Origin of the sequence: Bifidobacterium [indicum] DSM 20214 = LMG 11587 (assembly GCF_000706765.1) — a bacterium.
In the GTDB taxonomy this organism is placed as follows: domain Bacteria; phylum Actinomycetota; class Actinomycetes; order Actinomycetales; family Bifidobacteriaceae; genus Bombiscardovia; species Bombiscardovia coryneformis.
Genome location: NZ_CP006018.1, coordinates 467,389 through 493,436 on the forward strand (window position 1 = coordinate 467,389; position 26,048 = coordinate 493,436).

General features: G+C 58.9%; 24 protein-coding genes and 2 tRNA genes. 14 read left to right on the plus strand and 12 right to left on the minus strand.

The features are described 5' to 3' along the window. Window positions 1-6 precede the first annotated feature (6 nt). The 4 genes from BINDI_RS01665 to BINDI_RS01680 all read right to left on the minus strand — a co-directional run bounded on the left by BINDI_RS01665 (window position 7) and on the right by BINDI_RS01680 (window position 4,434). The gene (locus BINDI_RS01665) at window positions 7-888 is read right to left on the minus strand and encodes a carbohydrate ABC transporter permease (protein WP_033491629.1); all 882 of its coding nucleotides are present in this window, start codon (window positions 886-888) and stop codon (window positions 7-9) included. 36 nt (window positions 889-924) lie between these two features. Next, a complete protein-coding gene (locus tag BINDI_RS01670; protein WP_033491592.1) occupies window positions 925-1,863 on the minus strand; it encodes a carbohydrate ABC transporter permease in 939 nt (312 codons plus the stop codon). A 106-nt stretch (window positions 1,864-1,969) separates the two neighbouring features. Then, the gene (locus tag BINDI_RS01675; protein WP_033491593.1) at window positions 1,970-3,277 is read right to left on the minus strand and encodes an ABC transporter substrate-binding protein; all 1,308 of its coding nucleotides are present in this window, start codon (window positions 3,275-3,277) and stop codon (window positions 1,970-1,972) included. 314 nt (window positions 3,278-3,591) lie between these two features. Next, on the minus strand, window positions 3,592-4,434 hold the full coding sequence (locus BINDI_RS01680) for an alpha/beta hydrolase family protein (protein WP_033491594.1): 843 nt from the start codon (window positions 4,432-4,434) through the stop codon (window positions 3,592-3,594). 278 nt (window positions 4,435-4,712) lie between these two features. Here BINDI_RS01680 and pepN point away from each other — a divergent pair, with 278 nt between their 5' ends. The 3 genes from pepN to BINDI_RS01695 all read left to right on the plus strand — a co-directional run bounded on the left by pepN (window position 4,713) and on the right by BINDI_RS01695 (window position 9,601). Then, window positions 4,713-7,337 (plus strand): aminopeptidase N, encoded by a 2,625-nt coding sequence (pepN, locus tag BINDI_RS01685; RefSeq protein ID WP_033491596.1) that lies wholly within the window; start codon window positions 4,713-4,715, stop codon window positions 7,335-7,337. A 174-nt stretch (window positions 7,338-7,511) separates the two neighbouring features. Further along, the gene (gene glmM, locus BINDI_RS01690; RefSeq protein ID WP_033491597.1) at window positions 7,512-8,888 is read left to right on the plus strand and encodes a phosphoglucosamine mutase; all 1,377 of its coding nucleotides are present in this window, start codon (window positions 7,512-7,514) and stop codon (window positions 8,886-8,888) included. A gap of 50 nt (window positions 8,889-8,938) precedes the next feature. Then, window positions 8,939-9,601, plus strand: coding sequence for a peptide deformylase (locus BINDI_RS01695; RefSeq protein ID WP_033491598.1), 663 nt, complete (start codon window positions 8,939-8,941; stop codon window positions 9,599-9,601). Here BINDI_RS01695 and BINDI_RS01700 read toward each other — a convergent pair. Beyond that, window positions 9,587-10,255 carry an SOS response-associated peptidase gene (locus BINDI_RS01700; protein WP_033491600.1) on the minus strand — a complete coding sequence of 223 codons (669 nt, stop codon included), beginning with the start codon at window positions 10,253-10,255 and terminating at the stop codon, window positions 9,587-9,589. The two genes, BINDI_RS01695 and BINDI_RS01700, sit on opposite strands and share 15 nt — an antisense overlap. Before the next feature lie 330 nt (window positions 10,256-10,585). Between BINDI_RS01700 and BINDI_RS01705 the strand changes: the two genes are divergently transcribed. After that, entirely contained in the window at window positions 10,586-11,704 is a 1,119-nt protein-coding gene (locus tag BINDI_RS01705; protein WP_052109092.1) for a zinc-binding dehydrogenase, read from the plus strand. Between the two features lie 131 nt (window positions 11,705-11,835). On the opposite strand, the gene BINDI_RS01710 is transcribed toward BINDI_RS01705, so the two are convergent. Continuing rightward, the gene (locus BINDI_RS01710) at window positions 11,836-12,540 is read right to left on the minus strand and encodes a DUF4391 domain-containing protein (protein ID WP_033491602.1); all 705 of its coding nucleotides are present in this window, start codon (window positions 12,538-12,540) and stop codon (window positions 11,836-11,838) included. 339 nt (window positions 12,541-12,879) lie between these two features. Here BINDI_RS01710 and BINDI_RS01715 point away from each other — a divergent pair, with 339 nt between their 5' ends. Both BINDI_RS01715 and BINDI_RS01720 read left to right on the plus strand, forming a co-directional pair. After that, window positions 12,880-13,083: a hypothetical protein gene (locus BINDI_RS01715; protein ID WP_033491604.1), complete on the plus strand. Its 204-nt coding sequence runs from the start codon at window positions 12,880-12,882 to the stop codon at window positions 13,081-13,083. A 133-nt stretch (window positions 13,084-13,216) separates the two neighbouring features. Then, window positions 13,217-13,888 (plus strand): endonuclease III domain-containing protein, encoded by a 672-nt coding sequence (locus BINDI_RS01720; protein WP_237742957.1) that lies wholly within the window; start codon window positions 13,217-13,219, stop codon window positions 13,886-13,888. A 65-nt stretch (window positions 13,889-13,953) separates the two neighbouring features. Here BINDI_RS01720 and BINDI_RS01725 read toward each other — a convergent pair whose 3' ends face one another. Continuing rightward, on the minus strand, window positions 13,954-14,646 hold the full coding sequence (locus tag BINDI_RS01725; RefSeq protein ID WP_033491800.1) for an L-ribulose-5-phosphate 4-epimerase: 693 nt from the start codon (window positions 14,644-14,646) through the stop codon (window positions 13,954-13,956). Between the two features lie 265 nt (window positions 14,647-14,911). On the opposite strand from BINDI_RS01725, the gene BINDI_RS01730 reads away from it, so the two are divergent. From BINDI_RS01730 to BINDI_RS01740, 3 genes are all read left to right on the plus strand, one after another. After that, window positions 14,912-15,907, plus strand: a complete 996-nt coding sequence (locus BINDI_RS01730) for a glycoside hydrolase family 43 protein (protein WP_033491785.1) — start codon at window positions 14,912-14,914, stop codon at window positions 15,905-15,907. Between the two features lie 87 nt (window positions 15,908-15,994). After that, window positions 15,995-17,284, plus strand: a complete 1,290-nt coding sequence (locus BINDI_RS01735; RefSeq protein WP_033491783.1) for an oligosaccharide MFS transporter — start codon at window positions 15,995-15,997, stop codon at window positions 17,282-17,284. 101 nt (window positions 17,285-17,385) lie between these two features. Beyond that, on the plus strand, window positions 17,386-18,399 hold the full coding sequence (locus BINDI_RS01740) for a LacI family DNA-binding transcriptional regulator (RefSeq protein WP_033491782.1): 1,014 nt from the start codon (window positions 17,386-17,388) through the stop codon (window positions 18,397-18,399). A gap of 125 nt (window positions 18,400-18,524) precedes the next feature. On the opposite strand, the gene BINDI_RS01745 is transcribed toward BINDI_RS01740, so the two are convergent. Beyond that, the gene (locus BINDI_RS01745) at window positions 18,525-19,085 is read right to left on the minus strand and encodes a DJ-1/PfpI family protein (RefSeq protein ID WP_081830750.1); all 561 of its coding nucleotides are present in this window, start codon (window positions 19,083-19,085) and stop codon (window positions 18,525-18,527) included. Between BINDI_RS01745 and BINDI_RS07730 the strand changes: the two genes are divergently transcribed. The 3 genes from BINDI_RS07730 (at window position 19,055) to BINDI_RS01755 (ending at window position 20,826) form a co-directional block, all read left to right on the plus strand. Next, window positions 19,055-19,327, plus strand: a complete 273-nt coding sequence (locus BINDI_RS07730) for a GrpB family protein (protein ID WP_158332583.1) — start codon at window positions 19,055-19,057, stop codon at window positions 19,325-19,327. The genes BINDI_RS01745 and BINDI_RS07730 overlap by 31 nt on opposite strands. 222 nt (window positions 19,328-19,549) lie before the next feature. Further along, complete coding sequence (locus BINDI_RS07075; RefSeq protein ID WP_148301959.1) at window positions 19,550-20,401, plus strand: excalibur calcium-binding domain-containing protein; 852 nt, start codon at window positions 19,550-19,552, stop codon at window positions 20,399-20,401. Between the two features lie 352 nt (window positions 20,402-20,753). Beyond that, window positions 20,754-20,826: transfer RNA gene (locus tag BINDI_RS01755), tRNA-Arg, on the plus strand. Between the two features lie 1,540 nt (window positions 20,827-22,366). On the opposite strand, the gene BINDI_RS01760 is transcribed toward BINDI_RS01755, so the two are convergent. From BINDI_RS01760 to BINDI_RS07735, 4 genes are all read right to left on the minus strand, one after another. Beyond that, window positions 22,367-22,439 (minus strand) — tRNA-Arg (locus BINDI_RS01760). 175 nt (window positions 22,440-22,614) lie between these two features. After that, on the minus strand, window positions 22,615-23,256 hold the full coding sequence (locus tag BINDI_RS07275) for an excalibur calcium-binding domain-containing protein (RefSeq protein ID WP_081962148.1): 642 nt from the start codon (window positions 23,254-23,256) through the stop codon (window positions 22,615-22,617). Between the two features lie 189 nt (window positions 23,257-23,445). Next, window positions 23,446-23,709, minus strand: a complete 264-nt coding sequence (locus BINDI_RS07705) for a GrpB family protein (RefSeq protein WP_202805350.1) — start codon at window positions 23,707-23,709, stop codon at window positions 23,446-23,448. After that, window positions 23,633-24,016: a GrpB family protein gene (locus BINDI_RS07735; RefSeq protein WP_367401670.1), complete on the minus strand. Its 384-nt coding sequence runs from the start codon at window positions 24,014-24,016 to the stop codon at window positions 23,633-23,635. Before BINDI_RS07735 ends, BINDI_RS07705 begins: the two co-directional genes overlap by 77 nt. A 166-nt stretch (window positions 24,017-24,182) precedes the next feature. Between BINDI_RS07735 and BINDI_RS01775 the strand changes: the two genes are divergently transcribed. Together BINDI_RS01775 and BINDI_RS07080 are read left to right on the plus strand one after the other, a co-directional pair. Next, on the plus strand, window positions 24,183-24,788 hold the full coding sequence (locus tag BINDI_RS01775; RefSeq protein ID WP_202805352.1) for a DJ-1/PfpI family protein: 606 nt from the start codon (window positions 24,183-24,185) through the stop codon (window positions 24,786-24,788). Between the two features lie 61 nt (window positions 24,789-24,849). Continuing rightward, window positions 24,850-25,863: a coiled-coil domain-containing protein gene (locus BINDI_RS07080; protein ID WP_052108667.1), complete on the plus strand. Its 1,014-nt coding sequence runs from the start codon at window positions 24,850-24,852 to the stop codon at window positions 25,861-25,863. The last annotated feature ends 185 nt before the right edge of the window (window positions 25,864-26,048 follow it).

The window sequence follows — 26,048 nt, forward strand, 5'->3', positions numbered from 1 at the left end:
CTCCGTCTACTTGACTGCGCCTGCCACGATTCCCTGGTTCAGCTTTCGCTGGAAGATCACATAGAAGATGATGGTCGGGATGATGCTGAGCAGGGAGGCCGCTGCCAGGGCGGTGGCATCCATGGTGTGCTGCCCCTGGATGGTGGCCAGGGCCAGGGGGATGGTCTGCACCGAGTCGTCCATGAGGAAGGCCATGGGAATCATGTACTCGTTCCAGGTCCATACGAAGAAGAAGACGAAGAGTACGCTGATGGTCGGCCAGGAGATGGGCAGGACGATCCTGCTCAACACCTGCCAGCGGGTGGCGCCGTCGATGGAGGCCGCTTCAAGGATGGCCTGGGGGAAGGTGCCGTACACCGCCGACAGCAGATAGGTGCCGTAGGCGCTCTGGATCACCGTGAAAATGATGATGATGGCGAGCTGGGTGTTGTAGAGTCCCGCCTCCTTGAAGATGGTGTAGAGGGGGTAGAGCAGGGACTCCTGGGGGAGCATATTGGCCAGCATGATCAAGAGGATGATCCACCTGTTGCCCTTGACCCGTCCGATACCCAGGGCGAAGGAGTTCAGCACGGAGAGCACGACGCCAAGCACGGCCACAACCAGCGAGATTATCAGGCTGTTGACGAACTTCATGGGGAAGTTGCTGCTGACCCAGAAGGAGGTGATTCCGTTCATGGTCGGGTGGGCGGGAAGCGAGAGCGGTCCCGTGGCGTTGTAGTCCCCGATGGTCTTGAAGGCGTTCATGGCCAAAATGAGGAGGGGGAAGAGCATGATCACGGCACCCAGGACCAGGAGGACCAGTGCCACCCAGTTGCCCCAGCTGCGGATGTGCTTGCTCTTCCTGCCGGACTGCCTGCTCGGGCGTGCGGCGCCGTTCTGCTCTGACATCTGTATGTTTGCCTCTGTCATTGTGTGTCCCCTTCCCTAGGCCATGTTCTTTTCGACGCGCCCCTGCACCAGGGTGAACACGACGGAGAAGACGATGATCACCAAGGTCAGTGCTGTGGAGATCGCGGCTCCGTAGCCCACCTGGTGAAGCTGGAAGAACTGGTTGTATGAGTAGTAGGAGGGCACGATTGTGCTCGTGCCTGGTCCGCCCTTGGTAAGCAGATAGACCGGGCCGAAGGTCTTCAGAGCACCGATGGTGGCGGTGAGGATGACCACCAGGAGTTCCGGAATGATGGAGGGGAGGGTCACGACCCTGAACTTCTGCCACCAGTTGGCCCCGTCCAGGCTGGCTGCCTCATAGAGCTCGGGATCGACGCGCTGCAGGCCCGACATGAAGATGACGATGGGGTAGCCCAGCTGTATCCAGATCAGGATGAACATGAGCACCGGCAGGGCGCTGCCGGGATCGCCCAGCCAATTGTGCTGGAGACCACCGAGCCCGATGCTTTCGAGGAGGGCGTTGAAGGCGCCATCGTCCGGACGGAAGATCCATCCCATGATGATGGAGGCCACAGCCACGGGCAAGAGCTGGGGCAGGTAGTACAGGGCCCGGATGAAGGAGGCTGTTCCGGAGTTGAACTTCTTCTGAATCACATCCGTCAGGACGGACGAGATCAGAAGTCCCAGGATGGTGGGGATGATGACGATCGCCACGATGATCCAGAAGGAGTTGATGAAGGACTTCCAGAAGGTTGCATCGGCGACGAGCCTCTGCCAGTTCTTCAGGCCTACGAAACGGACCGGTCCGACCCCGCGCCAACGGGTGAAGCTGAGATAGATGTTCCAGACGAAGGGAACGATGATGATGACAGCCAGGGAGAGGATCCCCGGAATCAGATAGGGGATGAACCTGGTTGATTTGTTGCCCGGCAGCCTTGACGCTGTGGACCGTTTACTGCTACCGCTTTGAGACATGGCAGCCTCCGAACTCCTCTTTGAAGCTAGTTGATACTGGAAAGACGGACGGTGCTTCCGGTCTGGAAGGCACCGTCCGGATTTGAAGGTGATTGGATTGCTTGAACTAGTCCTTGACGTCCATGTCCTTGACACCCGAGGTATAGGCATCCTTGATGGCTTCCAGGGTCTGGTCAGGGGTCTTGGTTCCGTTCACCAGTTCCTGGAGGGCCGCGGGGATGGCGTCGGTCAGGTTGGAGGCGGGGTAGTCGGGGTAGTAGGAGAGTGCATTCTCCTTGGAGAACTTGGCGTACTCCTCGGCCATGGCCTTGTTCTTGGGGTTGTCGATGCTGTCGTTGTCTGCGGCCAGCGGAATTCCGCCGTGCTTGGCAATGCCGTTCTGTTCCTTCTTGGAGAGGACCATGTCAATCAACTGGGCCGCCAGATCCTTGTTCTTGCTCTTCTCGGGGATGGTCAGGAGGTTGCCGGTGCATCCCTGGGCGAACTTGGATCCCGGGAGGATGGAGGCATCCCATTCGAATCCCTTGATCTGATCCACGAAACGCCCCTGGTTCCAGGTGCCGGTCTGGTATATCGGGTATTCGCCCTTGATGAAGGAGGTTGTGGTGTCCTCGGCCTTGAGGCCGGTGGCGTTGCGGGAGATGTAGCCCTTGTCGAGCCAGTCATTCAGGGTCTTGGTGGCGTAGGTCAGGGACTCGTCCTTCCAGTTCACCTCGTGCTTGTACATCTGCCAGTCCTGGATGAAGCCCTTGTCGGCCTTGGTTGAAACCAGCTGCCACCAGAGCCACAGCACTCCGAACTCGCCTGCATCGGCGGCGATCGGGGTCACTCCGGCATCCTTGAACTTCTGGCAGGCGTCTTCGAACTCGGCCAGGGTGGTGGGTTCTTTGATGTTGTACTTGGCGAACATGTCCTTGTTGTAGTAGACCCGCTGGTACTCGGCGTAGTTGGGGGCGCCGTACCAGGTGTCTCCGCCCATGACGCCCTTCTCGTCATACTTGGCCATGGAGGCGTCCGCCTCGGTGACCTTCTTGTCCCAGCCGTACTTCTCGACATAGGGTCCCAGGTCGGTCAGGAGCCCCATGGAGGAGAGCATGCCGGCGCTGCCGTTGCCCCTGTTGGACTCCATGATGTCGGGGGCCTGGTCGGAATTGAGGAACTGGCTGCTGTTCTGGGCGATCTGGGCGAAGGACTTCACCTCGAACTTGACCTTGACACCGGTCTTCTTCGTGAAATCGGCTGCCGCCTCACGCCAGGCCATGGTCTGGGCGGCGGTGTCCTTGTCGTAGTACCAGAAGGAGATACTCTCGGGCTTCTTGTCGTCCTTCTGCTCCCCGCCGCCTCCGCAGCCGGTCAGGGCAGTCACTGCCGAGGCGGCCACCAACAGGGTCGCCAACGCTTTCTTGATTCTCATATTTCTCCTCATTTCCTTTCCGGGCCGGTCGTACTGGTCCGACCAGCAGTAGAAACGTTTCGATTGCAAAAATCGGCATTGTTTCCGTAAGTTCGGTTTGGTATCCGATTGATCGGGCCGGTCCTGGGTGACCGGGGCCCTCATCGCTATGCAACCTTTGCGCCAGGCATCTTCACCTCGCTGTCGATTCTTACGATCGTCGTCGAAACGTTTCTATAAACGACGATACCATAGGGGTTTTCTAGAAGTCAATTCTGTGCGCCGCCGGGGTGGAGCTTCTTCGCTTCCCGGTCTGGGCGTCTGCAATCAGGACCTCACGCCCTCCTGGCCGGGTTTGCGACAGGGTTGCCGTTCGCGTCGTAGGTGAAATGGCTCAGCCAGTGGTTGAATCCACCGGCACCCCGTCCGCACCAGATGATTCTTGCGCTCCGGTCGGCGCAACCGGTCAGGATATGGTTGACCGTTCCTGTTACCAGGTCGTTGGTCAGGCGGTAATCCTGCAGGAGCCCCTTGGCGCGGTGGGTCTCGATCAGGGTTCGCTGGTGTCGGTCCATCGCCCTCCAGGGATCTACGGCGCAGAAGGCCCGGGCCGGCATACCGAGCCGGTTTGCCTGCATCAGGGCCAGGCCGCCGCCCATGCTGTGACCGGTCAAGAGGATTGTGGCAGACGTTCCCACCTGTTTCCGGGCCAGTCCCAAGGCATCGTCGGCCATGGCCCTGGCCTCGCCGATCTGGGACCAGGGGAGGGGAAAGGGAACAAGAAAGGTGGTCAGGGCGGCGAGGATGTCTCTCGAAGTGTCGTCCCTCAGATTGGTGCCGGCAAAGACCACGGTCAGGTGGCGGTAGTCGGGGCGTCCCTGACGGTCAGGTGTGGTCACCATGCCCTCGAACCCATTGCCGGCACAGTAGTGGGAGCGAATCACCCAGTAGAAACCCAGAGATTGGTCCAGGAACCGATGCCTGCCGACGTGGGTCAGTCCGTCTCCTCGTGCAACCCCATAGGAGTACTGACAGAGCAGGTTGAGCTGGTGGAGGTTGAATCCGCCGGTGTGGGGTGCAACGGCCGAGACTGTGCCCGCTGAGCTCTCGTCCGCCAGCCGGCGGTGATGGCGGCATGGTGTCCGGATCGAGGCGCCGGCTGCCCTGATACCCCTCATGGTCCTTCTCTCCATCCGCCTGCAAAACCGTCCGACCGGGTGCGGCTCCCCGATCTATCATGACAAGTCCTTTGTCTGCCGGGGTATTCCCCCGGTTGAGTTCCTAAGGTACCGCAGGCCGCGAAGTTCCGTGCTCGGAGAAAAACCGGCGGGTGTCTTCCTGCTCAGGGGCATTGATTAGACTTGTTCTGAGTACCCAAGACCCGGCCCTGGCGTCTGTGCACCCGTTGCCAGTCCCGAGAGGCCGTCGGCATCAACCGTATGTGTGAAAGGAAACCATGCCCGGAGCCAATCTGACGCGTGTGGAAGCAGAAGAACGCGCAACCGTCGTATCGAATGTCACCTACCAGGTCGCCCTGGATCTGACCAAGGGCCCCAGGACCTTCCTTTCCCAGGCCACCATCGGTTTCGATGCCAAGCCGGGGGAATCGACCTTCCTTGACCTGATTGCCGATGAAGTGAGCGCGATCGAACTCAACGGGGAGGGTCTCGACCCCGCCCAGGTCTATCGCGACAGCCGTATCGAACTGGCCGGGCTCAAGGAGCACAACCAGATCAAGGTCACGGCCCTGTGCGTCTACTCGCGCACCGGTGAAGGCCTCCACCGCAGCGTCGACCCATCGGACGGCAACGTCTACCTGTACAGCCAGTTCGAGGTGCCGGATGCCCGCCGCGTATACGGGGTGTTCGACCAGCCCGACATCAAGGCCACATTCGACTTCACCGTGACGGCCCCCGCCTCCTGGCAGGTTCTTTCCAACATGCCCGCCGTGAGCGAGGAGGCCCTCGACCAGGAGACCGCCCCCGGCACCCTGGAGGGCGGCAAGAGTGAATCCTGCCGTCGGTGGGTGTTCGAAACGACCCCGGTCATGAGCTCCTACCTGACCGCCTTCACCGCCGGACCCTATGCCTCCTGGACCAGCGAGTACTCCAACGAGGACGGTCGGACCATCCCCATGGGCCTCTACTGCCGCCAGGCCCTCAAGGACTCCCTGGCCAAAGACGTCGACTACCTCTTCGATGTGACCAAGAAGGGATTCGCCTTCTACGCCAAAACCTGGGACCTGCCCTTCCCCTGGGCCAAGTACGACCAGGTCTTCGTGCCGGAGTACAACGCCGGAGCCATGGAGAACATCGGCCTGGTGACCTTCCGCGACTCCTATATCTTTGAATCCAAGGCCACGGGAGCCCAGATCAACCGCCGTGTCGAGACCGTCCTGCATGAGCTGGCCCACATGTGGTTCGGTGACCTGGTGACCATGAAGTGGTGGAATGACCTCTGGCTGAACGAGTCCTTCGCGGAGTTCATGTCGACCCTGGCCACCGCCGAGGCCAGCGAGTGGAGCGACGATTGGGCCACCTTCTGCTCCGGCGAGAAGAGCTGGGCCCTGACCGAGGATCAGATGCCCACCACCCATCCGGTGGTGGCTCCCATCAACGACCTGCACGATACGGAAGTCAACTTCGATGGGATCACCTACGCCAAGGGTGGCTCCGTATTGAAGCAACTGGTGGCCTGGGTGGGGCGTGACCAGTTCTTCCAGGGCATTCACCAGTACCTGGTTTCCAATTCCTATGGCAACGCCACACTCAATGACCTCCTGGCAGAGCTGGAGAAGACCAGTGGTCGTGATCTGGGGCGTTGGTCCAAGCTCTGGCTGGAAGAGGCCGGCATCACCACCCTGATCAGCAAGGTCCAGACCGATGCTGACGGGGTCATCACCTCCATGGCCATCGACCAGACAGCCCCCGAGGACCATCCTGTTCTGCGTCCGCACCACCTGGCCGTCGGGTTCTATGACCTGGACGATCAAGGCCGGGTCGTCCGCACGGATCGGTTCGAACTGGACGTGGATGGCGGCCATACCGAGGTGACCGCCGCCCAAGGCAGGAAGCGTCCAGCCCTGATCCTGATCAACGATGACGACCTGACCTATGCCAAGCTTCGCTTGGATCAGGCATCGTTGGACTTCGTGTCCGAGAACCTCTACCGGGTCCAGGACCGTCTGACCAGGGCAGTCATCTGGCTGAGCCTCTGGGACATGACCCGGGATGCAGAGTTCCCCGCCGAGCGCTTCATTGGACTCAGCCTCAAGGCCCTGGCAACCGAGCACCAGTCCACCACCTTCCGCTATGCCCTTTCGCAGATTTCGACCGCAGCCCATCACTTTGTGGCCGGGCGGCGCAGGCAGCCCATGCTCCAGCTCGTTGCCCAGTCGCTCTGGGATCTGGCTCGGAAGGCGGAGCCCGGATCGGATGAGCAGTTCCAGCTGGTTCGCGCCTACCTGGGCTATGGAGACGATCCCGATTTCGAGGAGACGGCCCGTGGGCTCCTGAGTGGTGATCTGAAGCTGGAAGGGTTGGAAATCGACAACAACACCCGGTGGGTTATCATCCATGCCCTGGCCGCCCACGACCTCCTGGCCGATGGGGAGATCGATCAGGAACTCTCCCGCCATGACACCACCGAGAACCGGGAGTTCGCCATGGGGGCCCGTGCCGCCCTGCCTACCGCCAAGGCCAAGGACTGGGCATGGGACCAGGCCCTGAATAACCAGGACCTGACCAACTCCCAGATCGGGGCGGTGGCTGACGGGTTCTCCGGTTCCGGTCAGGAGAGCCTCTTCGATCCCTACGTGGACCGCTTCTTCGGGGCTGTGGATTGGATCTGGGAACACAAGACCTTCCATATTGCGGAGACCCTGCTCAATCCGCTCTCGGCCGGAGGCCTCTACCCGTCATCGGCCGACCCCCGTGCCCTGGTCGAGGCCGGTGATGCCTGGCTGGATTCCCACCAGGATGCGCCCAAGGCCCTGCGCGGCATGATTGCCCAGAACACGGCAGCATCCCGGCGCTTCCTCAAGGTTCGCTCCTACAACGAGCAACTGAGGCGGAACGACTGAATCCAGGATTCGGGCCGGCTCCCTGTGTATCGGGGCCGGCCCTTTCCTTTCCGGTGGAAGTGGTGTGCAAACCCACCCGCCCGGAACCGGCCCGTCAGGGTAGGGGCCATAATTAACCTATCGCGTGGAGATGTGCAGGCTCCGGAAACCTGCACACGGAGTCGGAGGAATGAGATGCCAAGATTATTCGGAACCGATGGTGTTCGCGGATTGGCCAACAGGGCGTTGACCTCGCAGCTGGCCTTGGATCTGGGCGATGCCGCCGTACGGGTCCTGGGCAAGGGTGCCGACAAGACGGAAGGGCGCAGGCGTGCCCTGATTGGGCGTGACACTAGGGTTTCCGGTGACTTTCTGGCCTCCGCCCTGGCGGCGGGTATGTCGGCAGGCGGCTTCGATGTGATTGACGTCGGTATCATTCCGACCCCGGGCATCGCCTACCTGACCAGTGTCCTCAACGTAGAGATGGGCGCGGTCATATCGGCCTCCCACAATGCAATGCCCGACAACGGAATCAAGTTCTTTGCACGGGGTGGCTTCAAACTTCAGGATTCCAAGGAGGATCAGATCGAGTCCGTCCTCGGGCAGGACTGGGAGCGTCCGACGGGTGAGGGGGTGGGCCGGGTTTCCCACGACACGGTGACGGCCACCAACATGTACATCGACCACCTGGTCGAGGCGGTGGCGCCCATCAACCCCGACAAGACCCAGACCAAACCCCTGGACGGTCTGCGCATCGTCGCCGACTGCGCCAACGGTGCCACCTCGGTGGTGGCCCCCGAGGCCCTGCGCAGGGCGGGTGCCGATGTGGTGGTCATCAATGCCTCCCCGGACGGTTACAACATCAACAAGCATGCGGGTTCCACACACCCCGAGCAGCTCCAGGCCATGGTACGGGCTTCGGACGCGACCATGGGGGTGGCCTTCGACGGGGATGCAGACCGCTGCCTGGCGGTCGATGAAGACGGTACCCTGGTCAACGGGGATCAGATCATGGGCATTCTGGCCAGGGCCAAACAACGTGAAGGCAAGTTGGCCAACGATACCCTGGTGGTCACGGTCATGAGCAACCTCGGGCTCAAACTGGCCCTGAAAGAGATGGGTATCGTCACGGTACAGACCGGCGTGGGCGACCGGTACGTGCTGGAGGAGATGCTCCGTGGAGGCTACACCCTGGGCGGGGAGCAGTCCGGCCACGTCATCAACAGGGAGTTCGCCACCACCGGTGACGGCACTCTGACCGCTCTGACCCTGGCCAAGGAGGTTGTGCGCTCGGGTCGGAGCCTCAAGGAGCTGGCCGCGGACTTTCCCCAACTGCCCCAGCAGCTGATCAACGTGCCCGGTGTGGACAAGAACGCGGCCAGGACCAATGCCAAGGTCCAGGCGGCAGTGGAACGTGAAGAGGAGCTGCTGGGCGCGACCGGCAGGGTGCTTCTACGCCCGTCCGGCACCGAGCCCCTGGTCCGGGTCATGGCCGAGGCCGCCACCCAGGAACAGGCCGATCAGGTCTGCGACCGGCTGGCCAAAGTGGTTGCCGAGGAGCTATCCCTCTGAAGTCCGGACCGGGTAATCGCCCGTCTGTCTGAAATCCAGGAAAGGCCGCCATGTTCGGAAGAAACGCCAAAATCGACACCGCCCTCAATCATCAGGTCGATGCCCTGCTCTCGGATGCCGGGAGGAGGGGAATCCTGCCCATCGTCCAGATGGGGGAGCCTGTGTTGCGTCAGAAGACCGAACCCTATACCGGGCAGCTCTCCAAGAAGACCCTGAGCCGACTGGTCGAGGTCATGCGTAGGACGATGCTGGATGCCCCGGGAGTGGGTTTGGCAGCTCCGCAGATTGGCCTGGGTCTGGCCATTGCGGTGGTCGAAGACCACCTACGCGATGACGAAGACGACCCCCGGGAGATTGCCGAACTGCCTTTCAGGACCATCATCAACCCCTCCTATGAGCCTGTGGGGAACGCCAGGACGTCCTTCTACGAAGGTTGCCTTTCCCTGGAGGGGTACCAGGCCGTGCGCAGCCGCTGGCTCGACATCACCGCCAACTGGCAGGATGAGACGGGCAAGAACCATCAGGAAACCATGCACGGATGGCCGGCCCGTATCTTCCAACACGAGACCGACCATCTATCCGGGGAGGTCTACATCGACCAGGCCGAGATCCGCAGTCTCTCCTCGGACGACAACCTGAGTGAGTACTGGGCTTTTGATCCCATACCGACCGAAGCCGCCGAGGAGCTGGGATTCGCCTTACAGTCTGAGTGAGATGTCGTCAGTCAGCTGAGGCCCGTCGCCCTTGAGGGGAGCGACCTGGTGCTGGACAAGTCCGGCCGACGATTTCCGCCCCAGATCCATGGCCCGGGGGAATACGTCCGAACCATCCAGATCGGGGTCAAGCCATTCATCCGCGTTTGCCTCGGTAATCAGCAGGGGCATGCGCTCGTGAACGAGTGCCGCCTCACCCTCGGCCTGGGTTGTCAGGATGGTGGCTGTCAGCAGCCAGGGGGAGTGCTCATCCTCGCGCCACCAGGAATAGAGCCCCGCAATGGCCAAAGGCGATTTATCCGGGGATTGGAAATAGAAGGGCCGGTGGTCCTTGGTCCACTCGTAATAGCCGCTTGCAGGAATGATGGCTCGTTGGCATCGTGCCGCATCGGCATAGGTCCGCTTGGTCAGGGCCGTCTCGACCCGGGCATTGTGGGTCGGGTAATCCAGATGGTCGCTGACGGACCATGATGGTATGAGGCCCCACCTGGCAGGATTGAGGTGGCGGATGCCGTTCCTGTCCTGGGCGATAATCGCAATCGTCGCCCCGGGTGCGATGTTCCAAGACGACTTGGGAAGATTCGGTGCCCGCTGGGCCTGGTACTGCTCTGCCAGGCTGGAATAGTCAAAAGCCGCCGAGAATCTTCCGCACATGATTCCATAGTAGGTGATGGGCCCCGCGGGTCAATCGGATGGCACGGATGCATCGGAAAATACCGATGATGGTTGAGTTCCCGCAACCCTCGGGATGGGGTTGGCGCTACCGGGCGATGCATCGATTCCCGGGGTTCGGGGGAGTGTGTCTTCCCATAAACGCCGGGGTCGGTAATGACGGTCCGCCGGAGCCGGCGAGATAGAATTAGAGTGTGCTGGCGGGTTAAGTTCGCTTGCGGGAATAAGCACACAAGCAGCGTTGCTGACACGATGTACCATGTTTCGCGCCGACGGGAAGCCGGCGCATACGTAGTTGACTAAGGAGACGATATGCCTCAGAAGATCAAGGCCTCGGTGGCCTATGGTATCGGTAAGGGATTCGCTCAGCCCGAGGAGATCATCATCGACGACCCCATCGGTGCGGAGGTGCTGGTGGATGTAAAGGCTTCCGGCCTGTGTCATTCCGACCTCCACCTGGTTGAGGATGATGACAAGTTCTTCCCCTTCCCGGCAGTCATCGGCCACGAGGTGGCTGGAGTTGTGGAGGCCGTGGGGCCCGAAGTGTCCGGAATCAAGGTGGGCGACCATGTGGTGGCCTCCCTTGAGCAGGTCTGTGGACACTGCGCCAACTGCCTCAAGGGTCAGCCCCAGTCCTGCACCCAGCAGCAGGAGTGCGTGCGTGGCGAGGGGGAGAAGCCCCGCCTGTCCTTCCCCGACGGTCGGCCCATCACCCAGGCCTTCGGTACTGGCGGGTTTGCTGAAAAAGCCCTGATTCACGAGAACCAGTTGGCTGTGGTCAACAACCAGGTCAAGTGGGACGAGGCCGCCTGCATCGGGTGTGCCACCATCACCGGTGCCGGGGCGGCCATCAATACGGCCCACGTCCGCCCGGGCGATACCGTGGCTGTGATCGGAACCGGCGGCATCGGTCTGAACATCATCTCCGGTGCCAGCATCTGCGGTGCAAAGAGAATCATCGCCATCGACGTGTTCGACAACAAGTTGGAATTCGCCAGGAAGTTCGGCGCCACCGATGTCATCAACTCCAAGAACGAAGACCCGGTCGCCAAGGTTTGTGAACTCACCGACGGCGGCGTGGATGAGGCCTTCGAGGCCATCGGTCTGCAATCGACCATGAAGCAGGCCTGGGACATGCTCGGCGTCGGAGGCACTGCCTTCCCGATTGGTCTGGCCAAGCCTGATGCCACGATTTCCCTGGAAATCAACCCGGCTGATCTCCTGGTGCATCAGCGTGGATTCAAGGGTGTTTGGATGGGATCGACCAATATCAAGCACGACATTCCCATGTATGCCGACCTGGCCGTCGACGGGCGGCTGAACATGCACGATATCGTCAGCCAGCACATCAAGCTCAGCCAGATTGATGAGGCCTACAAGCAGCTGGTTAAGGGCGAGGTCATCCGTTCCGTCATCACCGATTTCGACTGAGCGGCTCGGCGTCGTGGGTCGGGTCCCGTCCCTCATGCCTACCTGAATCGGAAGGGGGTGTCGGATGTGCAGCTGCATCCGACACCCCCTTGCCATACCCGGTGGCGGCTGTCGTTCCCCTGCCCCCGGGCTTACTCGCTCTGAAGTTCTTCGAGCTCGGCACGAACCTTGTGGAGCTTGGCATAGATCGCATTGCGGTCCTGGGTGGATTTTGCCCGCCCATGGTCTCCTGCAAGTTTGCTCTCCTCGTTGAGCAGGGCGGTGATGCGCTCGCGTTTGGCGATGCGCTGGTCCAGATCCCCGCCGTCCGTGGTTCCCAGGATTACCTGGGCGCAGAGACTGTCCCAAAGGTCGTCCATGGTGGATCCACTGACCTTGAGTCTGGCCTCATCGATGGTCTGGGTCCGGCCCAGGTGCGTCGCATATTCCTGCTGATGGCCGGGTCGGGTCGGGAGCGCGCGGCGAAGGGCCATGGTGCAGGCGGTCTTCCCCTCCGAGGGATGGATGCAGACGAAGATGATGCCTGAGGAGCGTAGAGAGGCGATGCGGTCCAGGACATCGACCGGTACATCCTCACTTTTCAGACCGATGGCCATGACCAGGACCTCGTGGCATCTGATTCCGTCCGCCAGGCCTGTTGTGGCGGGGCGCAGGAGCGAGAGCATGGTAATCGAATCAACCTTTGTGGTGAAATGCTGCCTCAGCCTGGATGATGCCGGGGGCTTGGTAATGAAGGCCTGGGCGGGCAGGTGGCTCTTGGCTTCGGGGATGGCCGATGTGGCCGGCAGGCCGAGACTGGCGGCGGAAACACCTTCGTGGTTCGCAATAGTCATCATTGGCCTTTCTCTGGTTGTTCGGGACTGGCGCCCGCTTGGCTGAATGCCATTGTATCCACAGGTCTTCTGTCCGGGAGGAAACCGTCCGGTTTCAGGCCCTTCTGCTAACCAGGCTGAACGTGAGGTCTTCGGCCTTCGTTTTTCCATGCTCAAGGAGCCAAACCGGCCCTGGTCGGGGAGGGTGTATCCGCACAACTGTATGGCTGCTTCTGGGCACCGGTGCCGGGTGTACTTAGAAGGTGAAGGTGTTTCGGTGTTTTACAAGAGCGGTTGAAGTGATTAGAACTGGAAATGGAAGTAGCCTTCGGCATTGTGTTGCCGCATACAAAGGAGTGGGATATGGACGAAATGACCTTGGTGGACAGGATGAGCAAGCTGCAAACCATCGACGAACTGGTCGACCTTTCCAAGGAGATCGGTAAGCCTCTCTCATACAACGATGCCGACAAGCTCTTCGGCAGGATCAACCAGTGCCAGAACGATGCCGCCGAACTCAGCGGTGACACCGTGTCCAAACTGGCCAAGGAGGCCTTCGACATCTGAAGTGGGGTCGTGACGATTCCGAGGCGTTCGGCGACCCATCGACTATCGATAAGATACATGGGTGACGACGGCATCTTCTATGCCCGAACCGGCTGTAGTGAGGATTGTGAGAGTCCTCGGAAGGGGCATGCCCATGGTTTCCTCGATGAATCAGGACCGCACAGCCGCCAGGCAGCTGTATAAGCTCCTGCTCAAGAGATTCGGAAGGCAGGACTGGTGGCCGGCGGAATCCCATTTCGAGATGATGGCAGGTGCCATCCTGGTCCAGCACACTGCCTGGCGCAATGTCGATACATCCCTGCGTGGGCTCAAGGCTGCGGGTCTGCTCAGCCAGGGGGCCCTGGCGCAGGTTTCCGAGGAAGAGCTGGCCTGCATCGTCCGACCCAGTGGGTTCATGAAGTCCAAGAGCCGCGCACTCAAGGGCCTTGCCTCTTGGCTCGTGAACCGGGGTTATACCGAACCTGACATGATGCCCAGCCGTGATCCGGATCTCAGGGAGGAACTCCTGGCCCTGCCTGGCATCGGAAATGAAACCGCGGATGTAATCCGACTGTATGCCTTTGGGCAAAAGTGCTTCATCTGGGATGCCTACGCTCTCCGGATGCTGCGCGCTCTGGACTTGGCGTCTTGGAGGAACTACGACCAGGCCCTGCGCCACCAGGGGGAGTTCATCGACCTGGACGATTTCACGCTTACTGAGATGAAGGAGTACCACGGGCTGATCGTCACAGCCGGTAAGGAGGCTGGGCAGTCGGGTGATTGGGATTTCCTCACCACTCAGACCAGTGAGGCTTCTGGCCGGTGATGTGAGCTCGCCGATTCGGTGCACTCGTTTTCCGTGTGGTGTTGGTTTCGGCCGGCCCGTGGTGGTTAGTGTTGTCCGTAGATGTTCTTGTATCGGTTGTTGAGTTTGGTGATGTCGTCGGCGGGGATGGGGATGGGGGTGCCTATCTGTTCGGCGGCCCATACGGTGTGGGCGACCTCTTCGGTCATGGCTGCGGCCTTGACGGCGTCCTCGGCGTCCTTGCCGATGGTGAAGGGGCCGTGGTTGCGCATGAGGACGGCGGGGCATCCGGGGTGGTCGGCGAGGGTGTCGACGACGCCTTTGCCGATGGCTTCGGATCCGATGAGTTCGAAGGGTCCGACGGGGACGTCGCCGCCGAATTCGTCGCCCATCATGGTCAGGGCGCAGGGGATGCTGCGGCCGGTGGCGGCCCAGGCGGTGGCGTAGGTGGAGTGGGTGTGGACGACGCCGTGGACGTCGGGCATGTGCCGGTAGATGTAGGCGTGGGAGAGGGTGTCGGAGGACGGTGCCTCGGTGCCGTCGACGACGTTGCCTTCGAGGTCGGTGACGACCATGGAGGCGGGGGTGAGGTATTCGTAGCGCACCCCCGAGGGTTTGATGACCATGAGGTCGGCGGTCCTGAGGCGTTGGGAGACGTTGCCCGCGGTCCAGACGACCAGGTTCCATTTGAGCAGCTGTTCGTGCAGGGTGGCGACCTGCTCGCGCACCTGCTTGACCTCGGCACGCACCTCAGACGAAAAATCAGCCAAACCAGCCATAACTCACTCCTTTGTTCGATATGGGACCATTGTATATGGTTTTGTGTGTTAGCGATAACAATGCAGTCATCATATAAGATTCCGTGGATTGGCAGGGGAGTGTTGCGCCTGGGTTGGTGTGAGGGGGCGACCTGATCAATCCGATTTGCCTGCCGGGTTCGGAGTGTATATAATTCCAGACTGAGACCGGTCACAGTGAAGTTGGACCGCAGAGTCCTAAAGTGGACGGTCGAGAGATTCATGCGAAGGCGCAGAAAGGAAACCAATGGCGGAGATACCCAATCCCATCGTCCTACAGAGGGCGGATCCCTATGTCATACGGTATAAGGGGACTTACTACTTCACCGGTTCATACCCGGCGTTCGATCGGATAGCCCTGCGCAAGGCCTCGAGACTGGAGGACCTGCAACGGGCCGAGGAGGTCGTGATCTGGGAGAAGCATGAGACCGGTCCCATGAGCCACCTGATCTGGGCTCCGGAGCTGCACAGGATTCAGAACAAGTGGTACATCTACTTCGGCGCCGCTCCCAACGACGGGCAGTCCGATGACACCTTCAACCATCGGATATTCTGCCTGGAAAACGAGGCCGAGGACCCGACCACGGGAACCTGGGTCGAGCGCGGCAAGGTGGAGACCGGTATGGATACCTTCAGCCTGGACGCCACCAGTTTCGAACTCAACGGGAGCCAGTACCTGGTCTGGGGTCAGCAGGACCTCGATATTCCCGGTCATTCCAACCTTTACATCGCCCGTATGGAGAACCCCTGGACCCTGGCCACGACCCCGGTCATGCTGGCCAAGCCCGAATACGACTGGGAGTGCATCCGCTTCAAGGTCTGCGAGGGACCCGCGGTCATCACCCATGGTGACCGCATCTACATCACCTATTCGGCCTCCGGCACCGGCCCCGAATATGCCATGGGCATGCTCACCGCCGACCTGGATGCCGACCTGCTCGACGCGGCCTCCTGGAGCAAGTCTCCCAATCCGGTCTTCACCACCAATGCCGAGGCCCATATGTATGGGCCGGGTCATAACTCCTTCACCAAGGCGGAAGACGGCGTGACCGACGTCATGGTCTACCACGTACGCAACTACACCGAAATCGTGGGCGATCCGCTCTATGAGCCCAATCGGCAGGCCTGCGCAAAGACCATTTCCTGGGGTACGGAAGGTCCGATTTTCGGCAAGCCCGAGGCCATGTCCCGCTGGACCCCCACCACCACCGAGGTTCTTCCCCCGGACGGTTCGCACGAGTAGTTCCCCGATGTACAGGCGGGCGGTCCGCCGGGCCGTCCCCACTGATAACAACCAATACTTCAATGTCAAAAGGCAGATGAGATTATCATGAAATCACTACGCAGACCAGTATTCTGGAACTTCGGTCTTCTGTTCTTCTTCTATTTCGCCACCTGGCAGCTGTCGGCCACGTTCCTGCCCATGTGGCTGCAGGATACCGCCGGCATGAATGCCACCCACATCGGCATGCTGAACACGATTGCAGCCGTCGGGGCCCTGATCCTGCAGCCCATCTTCGGTCCCTTGCAGGATAAACTGGCCCTTCGCAAGAACCTCTTCTACTTCGTGGTCATCTGCATACTGTTCGTGGGGCCTCTCTTCAACTGGGTCTTCCTTCCGCTGATTCACTTCAACGAGATTCTCGGCGCAATCGTGGCCGGTGCCTATCTGAGCCTCTGTCTGAACGGCGGAGTGGGTATTGTCGAGGCCTACAACGAACGTTCGTCCCGCGCCTATGACTTCGAGTACGGCCACGCCCGACTCTTCGGTTCGCTCGCCGGTGCCTGCGCCTCATTCGTGGGCGGGTACATGTACTCGGCCAACCCCTCATCCATCTTCTGGGGCATGACCTTCTGCGGCGCCGTCCTGATCGTCCTCCTCAGTCTGGTCAAGGTGCCCAAGGACGCCATGGAGCGCGCCGAGGGTATAAACGATACCGAAGTGGGCGACAAGGAGGAGTTGGAGATCACCAAGGAGGACTTCGCCCGCAACACCTGGCGCAACCGCAGCTTCTGGGGTCTCGTCCTGCTGGTTATCGGTTCCGCCACCATGTATGACGTGTTCGATCAGCAGTTCGCCAACTACTTCTCGAAGATGTTCGTCGAATCCAACATGGGCAACCTGGCCCAGGGCGAAGCCCTCTTCGCCAAGGTCGTGTCGGTGCAGATCCTGCTTGAGGCCTTCTTCATGCTCTTCATGCCCGCTCTGATCAACAAGATCGGTGCCAAGACCGGCCTGATCATCTACGGTTCCATCCTCTTCATCAGGGTCCTGGGCTGCGCCTTCATCGCCAGCGTTCCCATGCTGATCTTCTGGCGTCTGCTTGCCTCCCTGGAGATGCCCTTCATGCTGGTTTCGGTCATGAAGTACATCACCAGGATCTTCGATAAGAAGATGTCAGCCACGGTCTATATGTACGGGTTCGGCACAGCCAAACAGATCGGTGTCTCCATCTTCTCGATCGGCATGGGTGTGATGATCACCTCCATGGGCTTCAAGCACGCCTACCTGGTGCTGGCCGTCGTCATCGCCGTGCTCATCCTGCTTGGTTCCTCCCTGATGCGCTCTGACACCAAGGTCGTGCGTGCCGCGGAATCAGCCAAGGCCGTCGCCGACTGACCTTTTTGCGGGATGTATCATAAGATGGCCCCTTGCTCGGGTGGAGCGAGGGGCCTTCGCATGTTTGCCGGGACATCCGGTCGGTGCAGGAAAGGTGGGGTATGCGGGACAAGCCGATGACCATCAGGGATATCGCGAAGGAGGCCGGGGTCTCCAGGGCGACGGTATCGCGCTTCCTCAATGGCGGGCACTGGGTCAGCGAAGAGTCGGCCAAGCGCATTCAGGATGTCATCGACCGTACCGATTATGTGGCCAATGAGCGGGCTCGATCCCTGGCCACAGGACGTTCCAATTCAGTGGCCTTCCTGCTTGGGGAGCCCCAGGAGCTCCTCTTCGCGGATCCGAACTTCTCCACCCTGCTCAGGTCCATAGCCGATGAGCTGGGCCGCAAGGGCATGTCGCTGATCATGATGACGACCGACAATGAAAACGAGAACAGGCGCAACCTGAAATACCTGCGCGGCGGGCACGTCGACGGGGTGCTTCTCGTTGCCTGGCATCTCGGCGTGCGCAAGGGGCTGATCCACTCCCTGCATGCCATGGAGATGCCGGTGGTCGTTGCCGAATACCCCAGCGTCGACAGTGACTCCACCAGTTATGTGCATGTGGACGACTACCGTGGCGCCATCCGCGCCACCCGGTACCTGGCTGAACGTGGTGCAGGGTCCATAGGTATGATTGCCGGCCCTGAGGGGCCATCGGGCACCCTGGCCCGTGTACGCGGATATCGCGATGTGGTCAAGGACATGACGGGGGAGCCGGCCTGGATAGAGCACGGCGATTATTCCAAGGACAGCGGGCATGACGCCGCCCTGCGTCTTCTTGACCGTGCCCCGGACCTGGATGGGATTTTCGCCTCGTCGGATCTGATGGCTGTCGGTGCCATGCAGGCCTTGAGGGAGCGAGGCAAGAGCGTGCCGGGCGATGTGCAGGTGATCGGATTCGATGATCAGCCCCTGGCCCAGATATCCGAACCGCCCCTGACCACCATGCGCCAGCCTTTCGCAGAAATCGGCAAGCGTATGGTCGATCAGCTGCTCGTTCTTCTTGAGGGCGGTCTTCCGGTAGGCACCACCCTTCCCCTTGAATTGATTGTTCGCCAGACCACTCGTTAGGGGAGCGGGCGAACGGGGAACCGGATACCGGCCTGCTCTGTTCTGACTCAGTCTGAGTCGGCAGTGTTTTATGGGTACCTTTGACGGGAGGGATGTCCTCTTCAGGGTGGTTTTCTGTATCGGTTCTAGTGAGTATTGGACCGGGAGAAGGGGTCGAAATTCGAATCCTGGTTGCGGACGTATTCCATTTCAGTGGTTGCCCGGTCCGCAGCATCAGGGCCGACCATGTCCTCAATGAAGGAGAGGGCCATATCGATACCGGCGGAGATGCCTGATGAGGTGCGGAAGTTCCCATCTACCGTCCAGCGGGCATCACGAATCCAGGTGACTCGATCACTTACACTGGTCACCCAGTCGAAGGCCAGGTCGTTCGAAGTCGCTCGGCGGCCGTTCAACAGGCCTGTGGCTGCCAGCAGGGCCGACCCTGTACAGACGGTCAGCACATGTGAGGCTTCGCATGAAAGATCTCTGAGCCTATCCAACCACTGACGGTCCTTGCTGAGGGGACGTGTGCCATCGCCACCGGGGATGAGGAGAATCCCGCGATGGTCAATCTCGTTCGGTCCTACGGCGGAGACCGGAACATGACCTGCCCCACACCTCCTCCAGGTAAGGCCGACTGCGGATATGAAGCGAATCGTTGAAAAATTGGAAAGTGCCGGTTGGTTCGTCATGTACCAAGACATCAGTCAAGGCGAAATCGACCTCAACAAGGGGCTATACGGAAGACGGGTTCACCGACAAGGTCTATCGTCTGTACGTTAAGCGGCTTGGAGATTGGGACGAACTGGTTTTCCGGGACTATCTCGAAAATCATCCGAAGGTGGCAGCTGACTATGCGGCGCTCAAACTCGACCTACTCTCAAAGTTCAAGTACACCGCACCGCCTACACCGAAGCCAAAACCGCCTTCACTCGTACTGTTGTAAAACGGGCCAGAGCCGGCGAATAAGGGTCCGTGGTCATGTAAAGGACCGGTGGTGCGCTTGCTGTAACTTGCGGGCGCAGTGATGTTCTTCGACTGATTTGAGTTCCGCATCTGGCCCAGGCCGTTCCCCGTTTGCTATATCATGGCATACGAAACTGCGCAAGTGTAGTTATTGACTTGTGCAGGTGAGGAGGATAACAAAGGGGAAAGGACTCCGCTCATCATGGATGATGAAACAACCACGCTGCCGACCGCTCAGGACGATACAGTAAGTCGGAAGTGCACGCAGTCAACACCACCGCCCGAGCGGAACAAAGAAATCAAACGGTTGCCAAAATCAGGCAGGAAATCCTCGTGGATAGCTGTGCTTGTAACTATCCTCCTTGCTATAGGTACTGCTTCTTGCAGCGAGGCAAAACCGACGGAATCCCTGGGACACCAAGATCTGAGTGTCAAATACGTCGGAACTAGGGAAGATCCTAAAGAAACACGCGTGGAATTCGAACGCGCCAAAACTAATCTGGCAGTTGCCTCTGATAAAGAAGACAGCTGGAACGTGGAGCAGGTAGCGGCGAAGGCCGAAAAGAAGGCTGATAAGAAGAAGTCGGGAAAGAAGAAGTCTGGTAAGAAGAACTCCGGAAAGAAGAAGTCTGGTAAGAAGAACTCCGGGAAGAAGAAGGCTGATAAGAAGAACTCCGAGAAGAAGAAGGAGAAGAAGAAGGAGAAGAAGAAGGCTGAAAAGAGGAAGGCCGAGAAGAAAAAAGCCGAAAAGAAGAAAGCCGAAGAGGAACGGGCAGCCAGGGAAAGGGCCGAACAGGAACAGGCGGCTCAGCAGGCTGCTGCTGAACAGGCGGCACGGCAGGCAGCTGAACAAGCGGCTCAGGAGCAAGCTCGTCAGGCTGCTGAGCAGGCGGCACGGCAGCAAGCCCAGATGCAGGCTCCTGCTCCGGATGCAAATGTGGTCTATCCGAACTGTGCCGCGGTACGTGCCGCAGGTAGAGCTCCCCTGTATGCGGGGGAGCCTGGATACCACCCCGCACTTGATCGCGATCACGATGGTATAGCCTGCGAATAACGGACAAGGAGTCCGGCTATTTCAGTCCGGTCAGAGTGCTGCCGAGGTTCTTTGCGGCGAGTACTCTGACCGGGTTTGTGTTTGGATCAGTTTATTGCGGTCTATGTCTGATTAACGACTCCATATCCGGTTGAACGGTTGAATGTCTATACCGTCTTAATTGAAGAACATGCCAGGTGAAACAGGTCTCCCGTTCTTCTTGGTCGGCAAGAAGAACGGTGGGTGACCTTCATTGAATTAAAGGCAAGGCGTGAGTGTATGGACGCTCCGCGAGAGTGCAAGTGCTTATCCAGCTTCACTGAACACGGGACCTCACAACCTGGACGCCAGGCGTGGTACAGTAGTACGCGTTGCCCCGGTAGCTCAGGAGATAGAGCACTTCTCTCCTAAAGAAGGTGTCGTGCGTTCGAATCGCATCCGGGGCACTCTGACGACTCAGGCATAAGGAAATACCTGGGCATTGCAGCCCCTGCCGGAGTCAGTGAACCTTGTTGTATACCCATCCTGTTGATTGTCTTCATCATGGAATCATCCATAAGCGCCTCGGGGGTGGTGTCCAAAAAGTTGGCTGTATTGACCAAATCAGGAACCGACCACTGGGTTTTCCCGCTCAGTTTTACGGATATGGTGGAACGGCGCACTCCGAGGTAATCCGCCAAGCTCGACTGGCTCTTGCCGGTGGCGGTCAGCATGACTTTTACGTTGAAGGAAATAACGTTCTCCACCTGATTAGGATCGAGTCGCGTCACTTCCATTTCTTGCACTGAACTCATTGCACTTCCTTCTACTATGTCCTTGTGATAGCAACACTTTACATCACAACTTGCGTTTCTTCCAGTTCAACACTATGTTGTTCAATATGAATGAACTAGTACATGCTGGCGTGAACACGAACATGAAGCAGTGGCTAGCTGATCAGCATATTTCTTACAGGGCTCTGGCTCGGATACTTCGTATCTCTTCCTCGTCAGTCTGCAAGAAAGTAAATGGAGCGTCAGTTGGCAGGCAGACGAGCTGCATACATTGAACAAGCAATTCGGCCTTTCTGCTGATTTTGTTCTCGGCTTCTGCGACAAGGCAAAGGTTCTTCAGCCTGTATGAGATACGGCTTCCCGTCTAATGCAGATAGGAAGCCGTAGATGAAATGACCGAAGGTACATCCAGACAATCTTGGCGGAGCGACCGGATGCGCCTGCTGACATTTCATGGGAGGTCTCTTGGTCGTCAAACCAGGGGCTCCTTTTGATATCAGTCAGTTTTGGCTAGCGGGCTGTCACTAATGCCAATGACAAAATCGGACGATAAACCGAATAACCGATGAAGGGCAATCAAGTCGCTTTGCTGCCAGGTGGTATTACCTCGCACTTTATTGCTTACGTTCACAGGAGTCTGGTTCAGCATCCCGGCAAGAGCAGAATAAGAAAGGCCTCTACTCTGCATCCAGTGGTACATGTTTGACATAGCCGCTCACTTTGCTTGTTAACTGACATTTAAACAGTAGAGCAAATTTTGACTTTGTGCAAACCAGGTGTTTAGATGATAAAGAGCAATTCGTTCTGTTAAGCAGATTGAGTGGAGTGATTCACAATGAGTACCGCGAGTATAGAGGCTGTGCAAGAGACCTCGTACGATCATGCAGATTATGAAGACCAGGTGCTTCGTTTCAACATAAAGATGCTGCTCGCCGCTTCTCCCAGCATTAATCAGACGAGCCTCGCCAAGCTTTTCCATATCACGACGGCGGGAATGTCATACAAACTCAACAGACCAGGCCGCTTATCTTTCAAGGATGTAATCCTTATCGCCGATGAATTAGGCACCTCAGTACAAGCCCTGATGGACGATTCCATCTACCGGCGCATGACGGAATGGGGTCAGGTAAACCAGAAGGGTACAGAAATAGGTAGTCAGGACCTAGTTGCAGAGAGCAAAGCTAGGTATTTCGTTATGCCTGAGTCTTCAGAGTGCCCCGGATGCGATTCGAACGCACGACACCTTCTTTAGGAGAGAAGTGCTCTATCCCCTGAGCTACCGGGGCAACGCGTACTACTGTACCACGCCTGGCGCCCGTGTCGGGAGGCTCCGTGTTCTGGGAAACGGGGCACTCCGTGAACCCTGCAACCTGAATGCCTGGAAAATCCGGTCAGAGCACTTGCCATGAGGAATCTCGGCAGCACTGTGACCGGACTGAAATATGCAGGTTTCCTTACCTGTTATTCGCAGGCTATACCATCGTGGTCGCGATCGAGTGCAGAACGATACCCAGGCTGCCCTGCATAAAGAGGGGCTCTGCCAGCCGCTCGTACCGCATCGCAGTTTTGATAGTACGCATACGTATCTGGCGCAGGAGCCGACATCTGGGATCTCTGCTGAATTTGCTGCTGAGCCTGCTGTTGGGCCTGCTGAGCCGCCTTTTCCTGCTCGGCCTTTTCCTGCTCGACCCGTTCTTGCTCGGCTTTTTCCTGCTCGGCTTTTTCCTTGGCTGCCTTCTCCTCTGCCGCCTTCTTCTCTTCCTGCTCCTTATCCCACATATCCGCTTTCTGCGAGGCCGTCTTCAAATCGCTCTTGGCGCTATCAAGCTCCATGCGCATTCTTTGAAGTTCATTCTGGGTATCGGAGTACTTGGCACTCAGGTTTTTGTATTCATGAGATTCAGTAGGTTTTGTCTCGCCGCATGAGGCTGCACCTATACCAACAAGAAAAGCCACAAGCGAAGTGGCCCACGGGAACTTCTTCCCGGATTCTGACGGCTGCTTTGAATCCTGAGGCTCCTCCGGAGAGGGCGATGACGGCGTTGACTTTCGATTTACCGTACTGGTCAGGATTTTCGACATTCTTTTTGTTGCATCATCCATGATGGACAGAGCCTTTCCCCTCTGTTGATCCCCTTCGACCTGCAGCGAGTCAATTACAGCACTCTTGCGCAGTCCGCATACCATAATACCGGAAACAGGATGCGAGCCGGACCGGCAGTACTTGAGGTGAAGCTACGCCCACAAAGCGGGACCGCATGCACTGCCGGCTCTCTACACCACCACGGCCCCTTATTCGTCGTTCCTGGCCCGCTTTACAACATTACGAATGAAGTCTGTTTTGGCTTCGGTGTAGGCGGGGCGGTTGTATTTGAACTTTGAGAGCAGGTCGAGTTTGAGCGCCGCATAGTCAGCTGCTACTTTCGGATGACCTTCGAGATAGTCCCGGAAAACCAGTTCGTCCCAATCTCCAAGCCGCTTAAGGTGCAGATGGTAGACCTTGTCGGCGAATCCGTCTTCCGTATAGCCCCTTGCTGAGGTCGACTTCGCCTCCACTGATGTCTTGGTACATGACGAACCAGCCCGCGCTTTCCAGCTCTTCAACGATTCGCCTCATATCCGTATTCGGTCTTACCTGGAGGAGGATATCCACAATTGGCTTGGCCAACAACCCCGGAACGGAGGTACTGCCAATGTGGTCGATCCTGCTGATTGCATCCCCCAATGTGCTGAGCAGATTCTCTTCTTCCTCCTTGTAATAGTCCTCCCACACATCTTGGTGCTCCACAAGCTCAATGGGAAACAAGCGCCATAGTTCTTCCTTGCTCATTTCCGTCAGCCGTTTCCTTGTCATGACCAGCATCCCCCCGCTTGGTAGATTGGATATCAGCCCAGAGACTATGCCTCATAGGCTTGATAGGGTAATCATAAGTTGCACCTGCCGGTTTCGGTGCAGGTCTTTTCCACGGCAAGGAAGTCATAAGTCCAGATTTCTTGATTGCGGACACCGGACGCGAGGAGCCTAACCAATGGATATGAACATCAACATACTGTTGTTCGAGGAATTCGAACCTCTCGACGTCTTCGGGCCTTTCGAGGTTTTCTTCAACACCCCTGGTGTCCGAAACCGGCTCTTCTGCCTGGATGGGCCGCAGGTGGTGTGTGGGGCTGGTCATGTTCCGGTCTCCGCCGTAGGACCGAACGAGATTGACCATCGTGGGATTCTCCTCATCCCCGGTGGCGATGGCACGCGTCCCCTCAGCAAGGACCGTCGGTGGTTGGATAGGCTCGGAGAACTTGCATCCGAAGCTTCACAGGTGCTGACCGTCTGTACAGGGTCGGCCCTGCTGGCAGCCACAGGCCTGTTGGACGGCCGCCGAGCGACTTCGAACGACCTGGCCTTCGACTGGGTGACCAGTGTAAGTGATCGAGTCACCTGGATTCGTGATGCCCGCTGGACGGTAGATGGGAACTTCCGCACCTCATCAGGCATCTCCGCCGGTATCGATATGGCCCTCTCCTTCATTGAGGACATGGTCGGCCCTGATGCTGCGGACCGGGCAACCACTGAAATGGAATACGTCCGCAACAGGGATTCGAATTTCGACCCCTTCTCCCGGTCCAATACTCACTAGAACCGATACAGAAAACCACCCTGAAGAGGACATCGTACACGTTTCAGGAAGAAGGGATGATATGAGTGGGGAAGAGGATGTGCAAGGTTCGAAGATTCTGACCGATGTGAGGGAAGCCGGTTCGAATCAGACGCCGGGCAAGGATGATGCAGACCCTGCCGAGGGGTCGGGTCGCCCTCGGTGGTTGCTTCCGGTTGTTTCGGCCGTTGTTGTGGTTGTGTTTGTCGTGACTGGCGTAGCCTCCTGGATGGTGGTTTCCGGCAGGGACCATGACCGTGAGGCGGAGCGGTGCTCCCGGGCTGTGGCCCTTCTGGAGAGGCCGGCCGGCGGGTCAGCCGCCAGGGTGGCGCGCTGGCGGGAGGCGGCTGAGGTTAGCTCCGACCAGGTCAAGGACGTGAAGACGGTGATCGCCATGGCCAGGGCCGTGAAGAACGCCGGCGGTATCAGGCCGCAGACCTTTGGCTGCGACGCGTCCATGACGACGCAGGACCTGAAGGCTGCTGCCGACAAGGCCGAGGGTCTAAACGGCCGGTACGGCGAACTGGACCAGGCCGCGAAGGCGGTCCTGGCCTCCCGCGACGCGAAGGACCTGGACGACGCACGCACCGCCCTAGATGCGAAGAAGGAAGAGGCCTCCAGACTGCTGGGCGACAGCGACGGGAAGGTGGCGGACAACGTCTCCCGCGAGGCTTTGCAACAGGCCATCGGACAGGCCGAGCAGACCAAGGGTGACAAGGCACAGGCCTGGCGGGATGCTGTTGGTCCTCTCCAGGCGGCCATCGACCAAGTGAACGCCTCCATGCAGGCCAAGGCCCAGGCGGACCAGCAGGCCGCAGAACAGGCCGCCCAGGAAGCTGCACGGCAGCAGGCACAGGCCGCCCAACAGACGGCCTCATCCTATCGGCCCTCCTATGGGCAGAACGGAGGTGGCGGCTGGGCAATCCCCGCACCGGCACAGCAACCCGCACCTTCGTTACAGGGAAGTTCGGGTTACGGAAACTGGCGCGACCGGCTCAAAGGGAATACCACTGGCGGCAATGGTTGTAATCCGGATGGTTCTTGTGGCATTGGCTGATTAGCACAGGAGAAAGCTGCTTTGTGAGCCACTGGCAATCATTGCGTGCAGCTGATCATCCCTGTAGTCAGGGGTAATCATGGTGACTGTTGTTCCGTGGCGATTTCGGCCATATACGGGCAGAGCATGCCCGACGATATGCGTGGGCGAAGGTGCAGAAGCTTGCCTGTGCAAGGGTGTAGGTG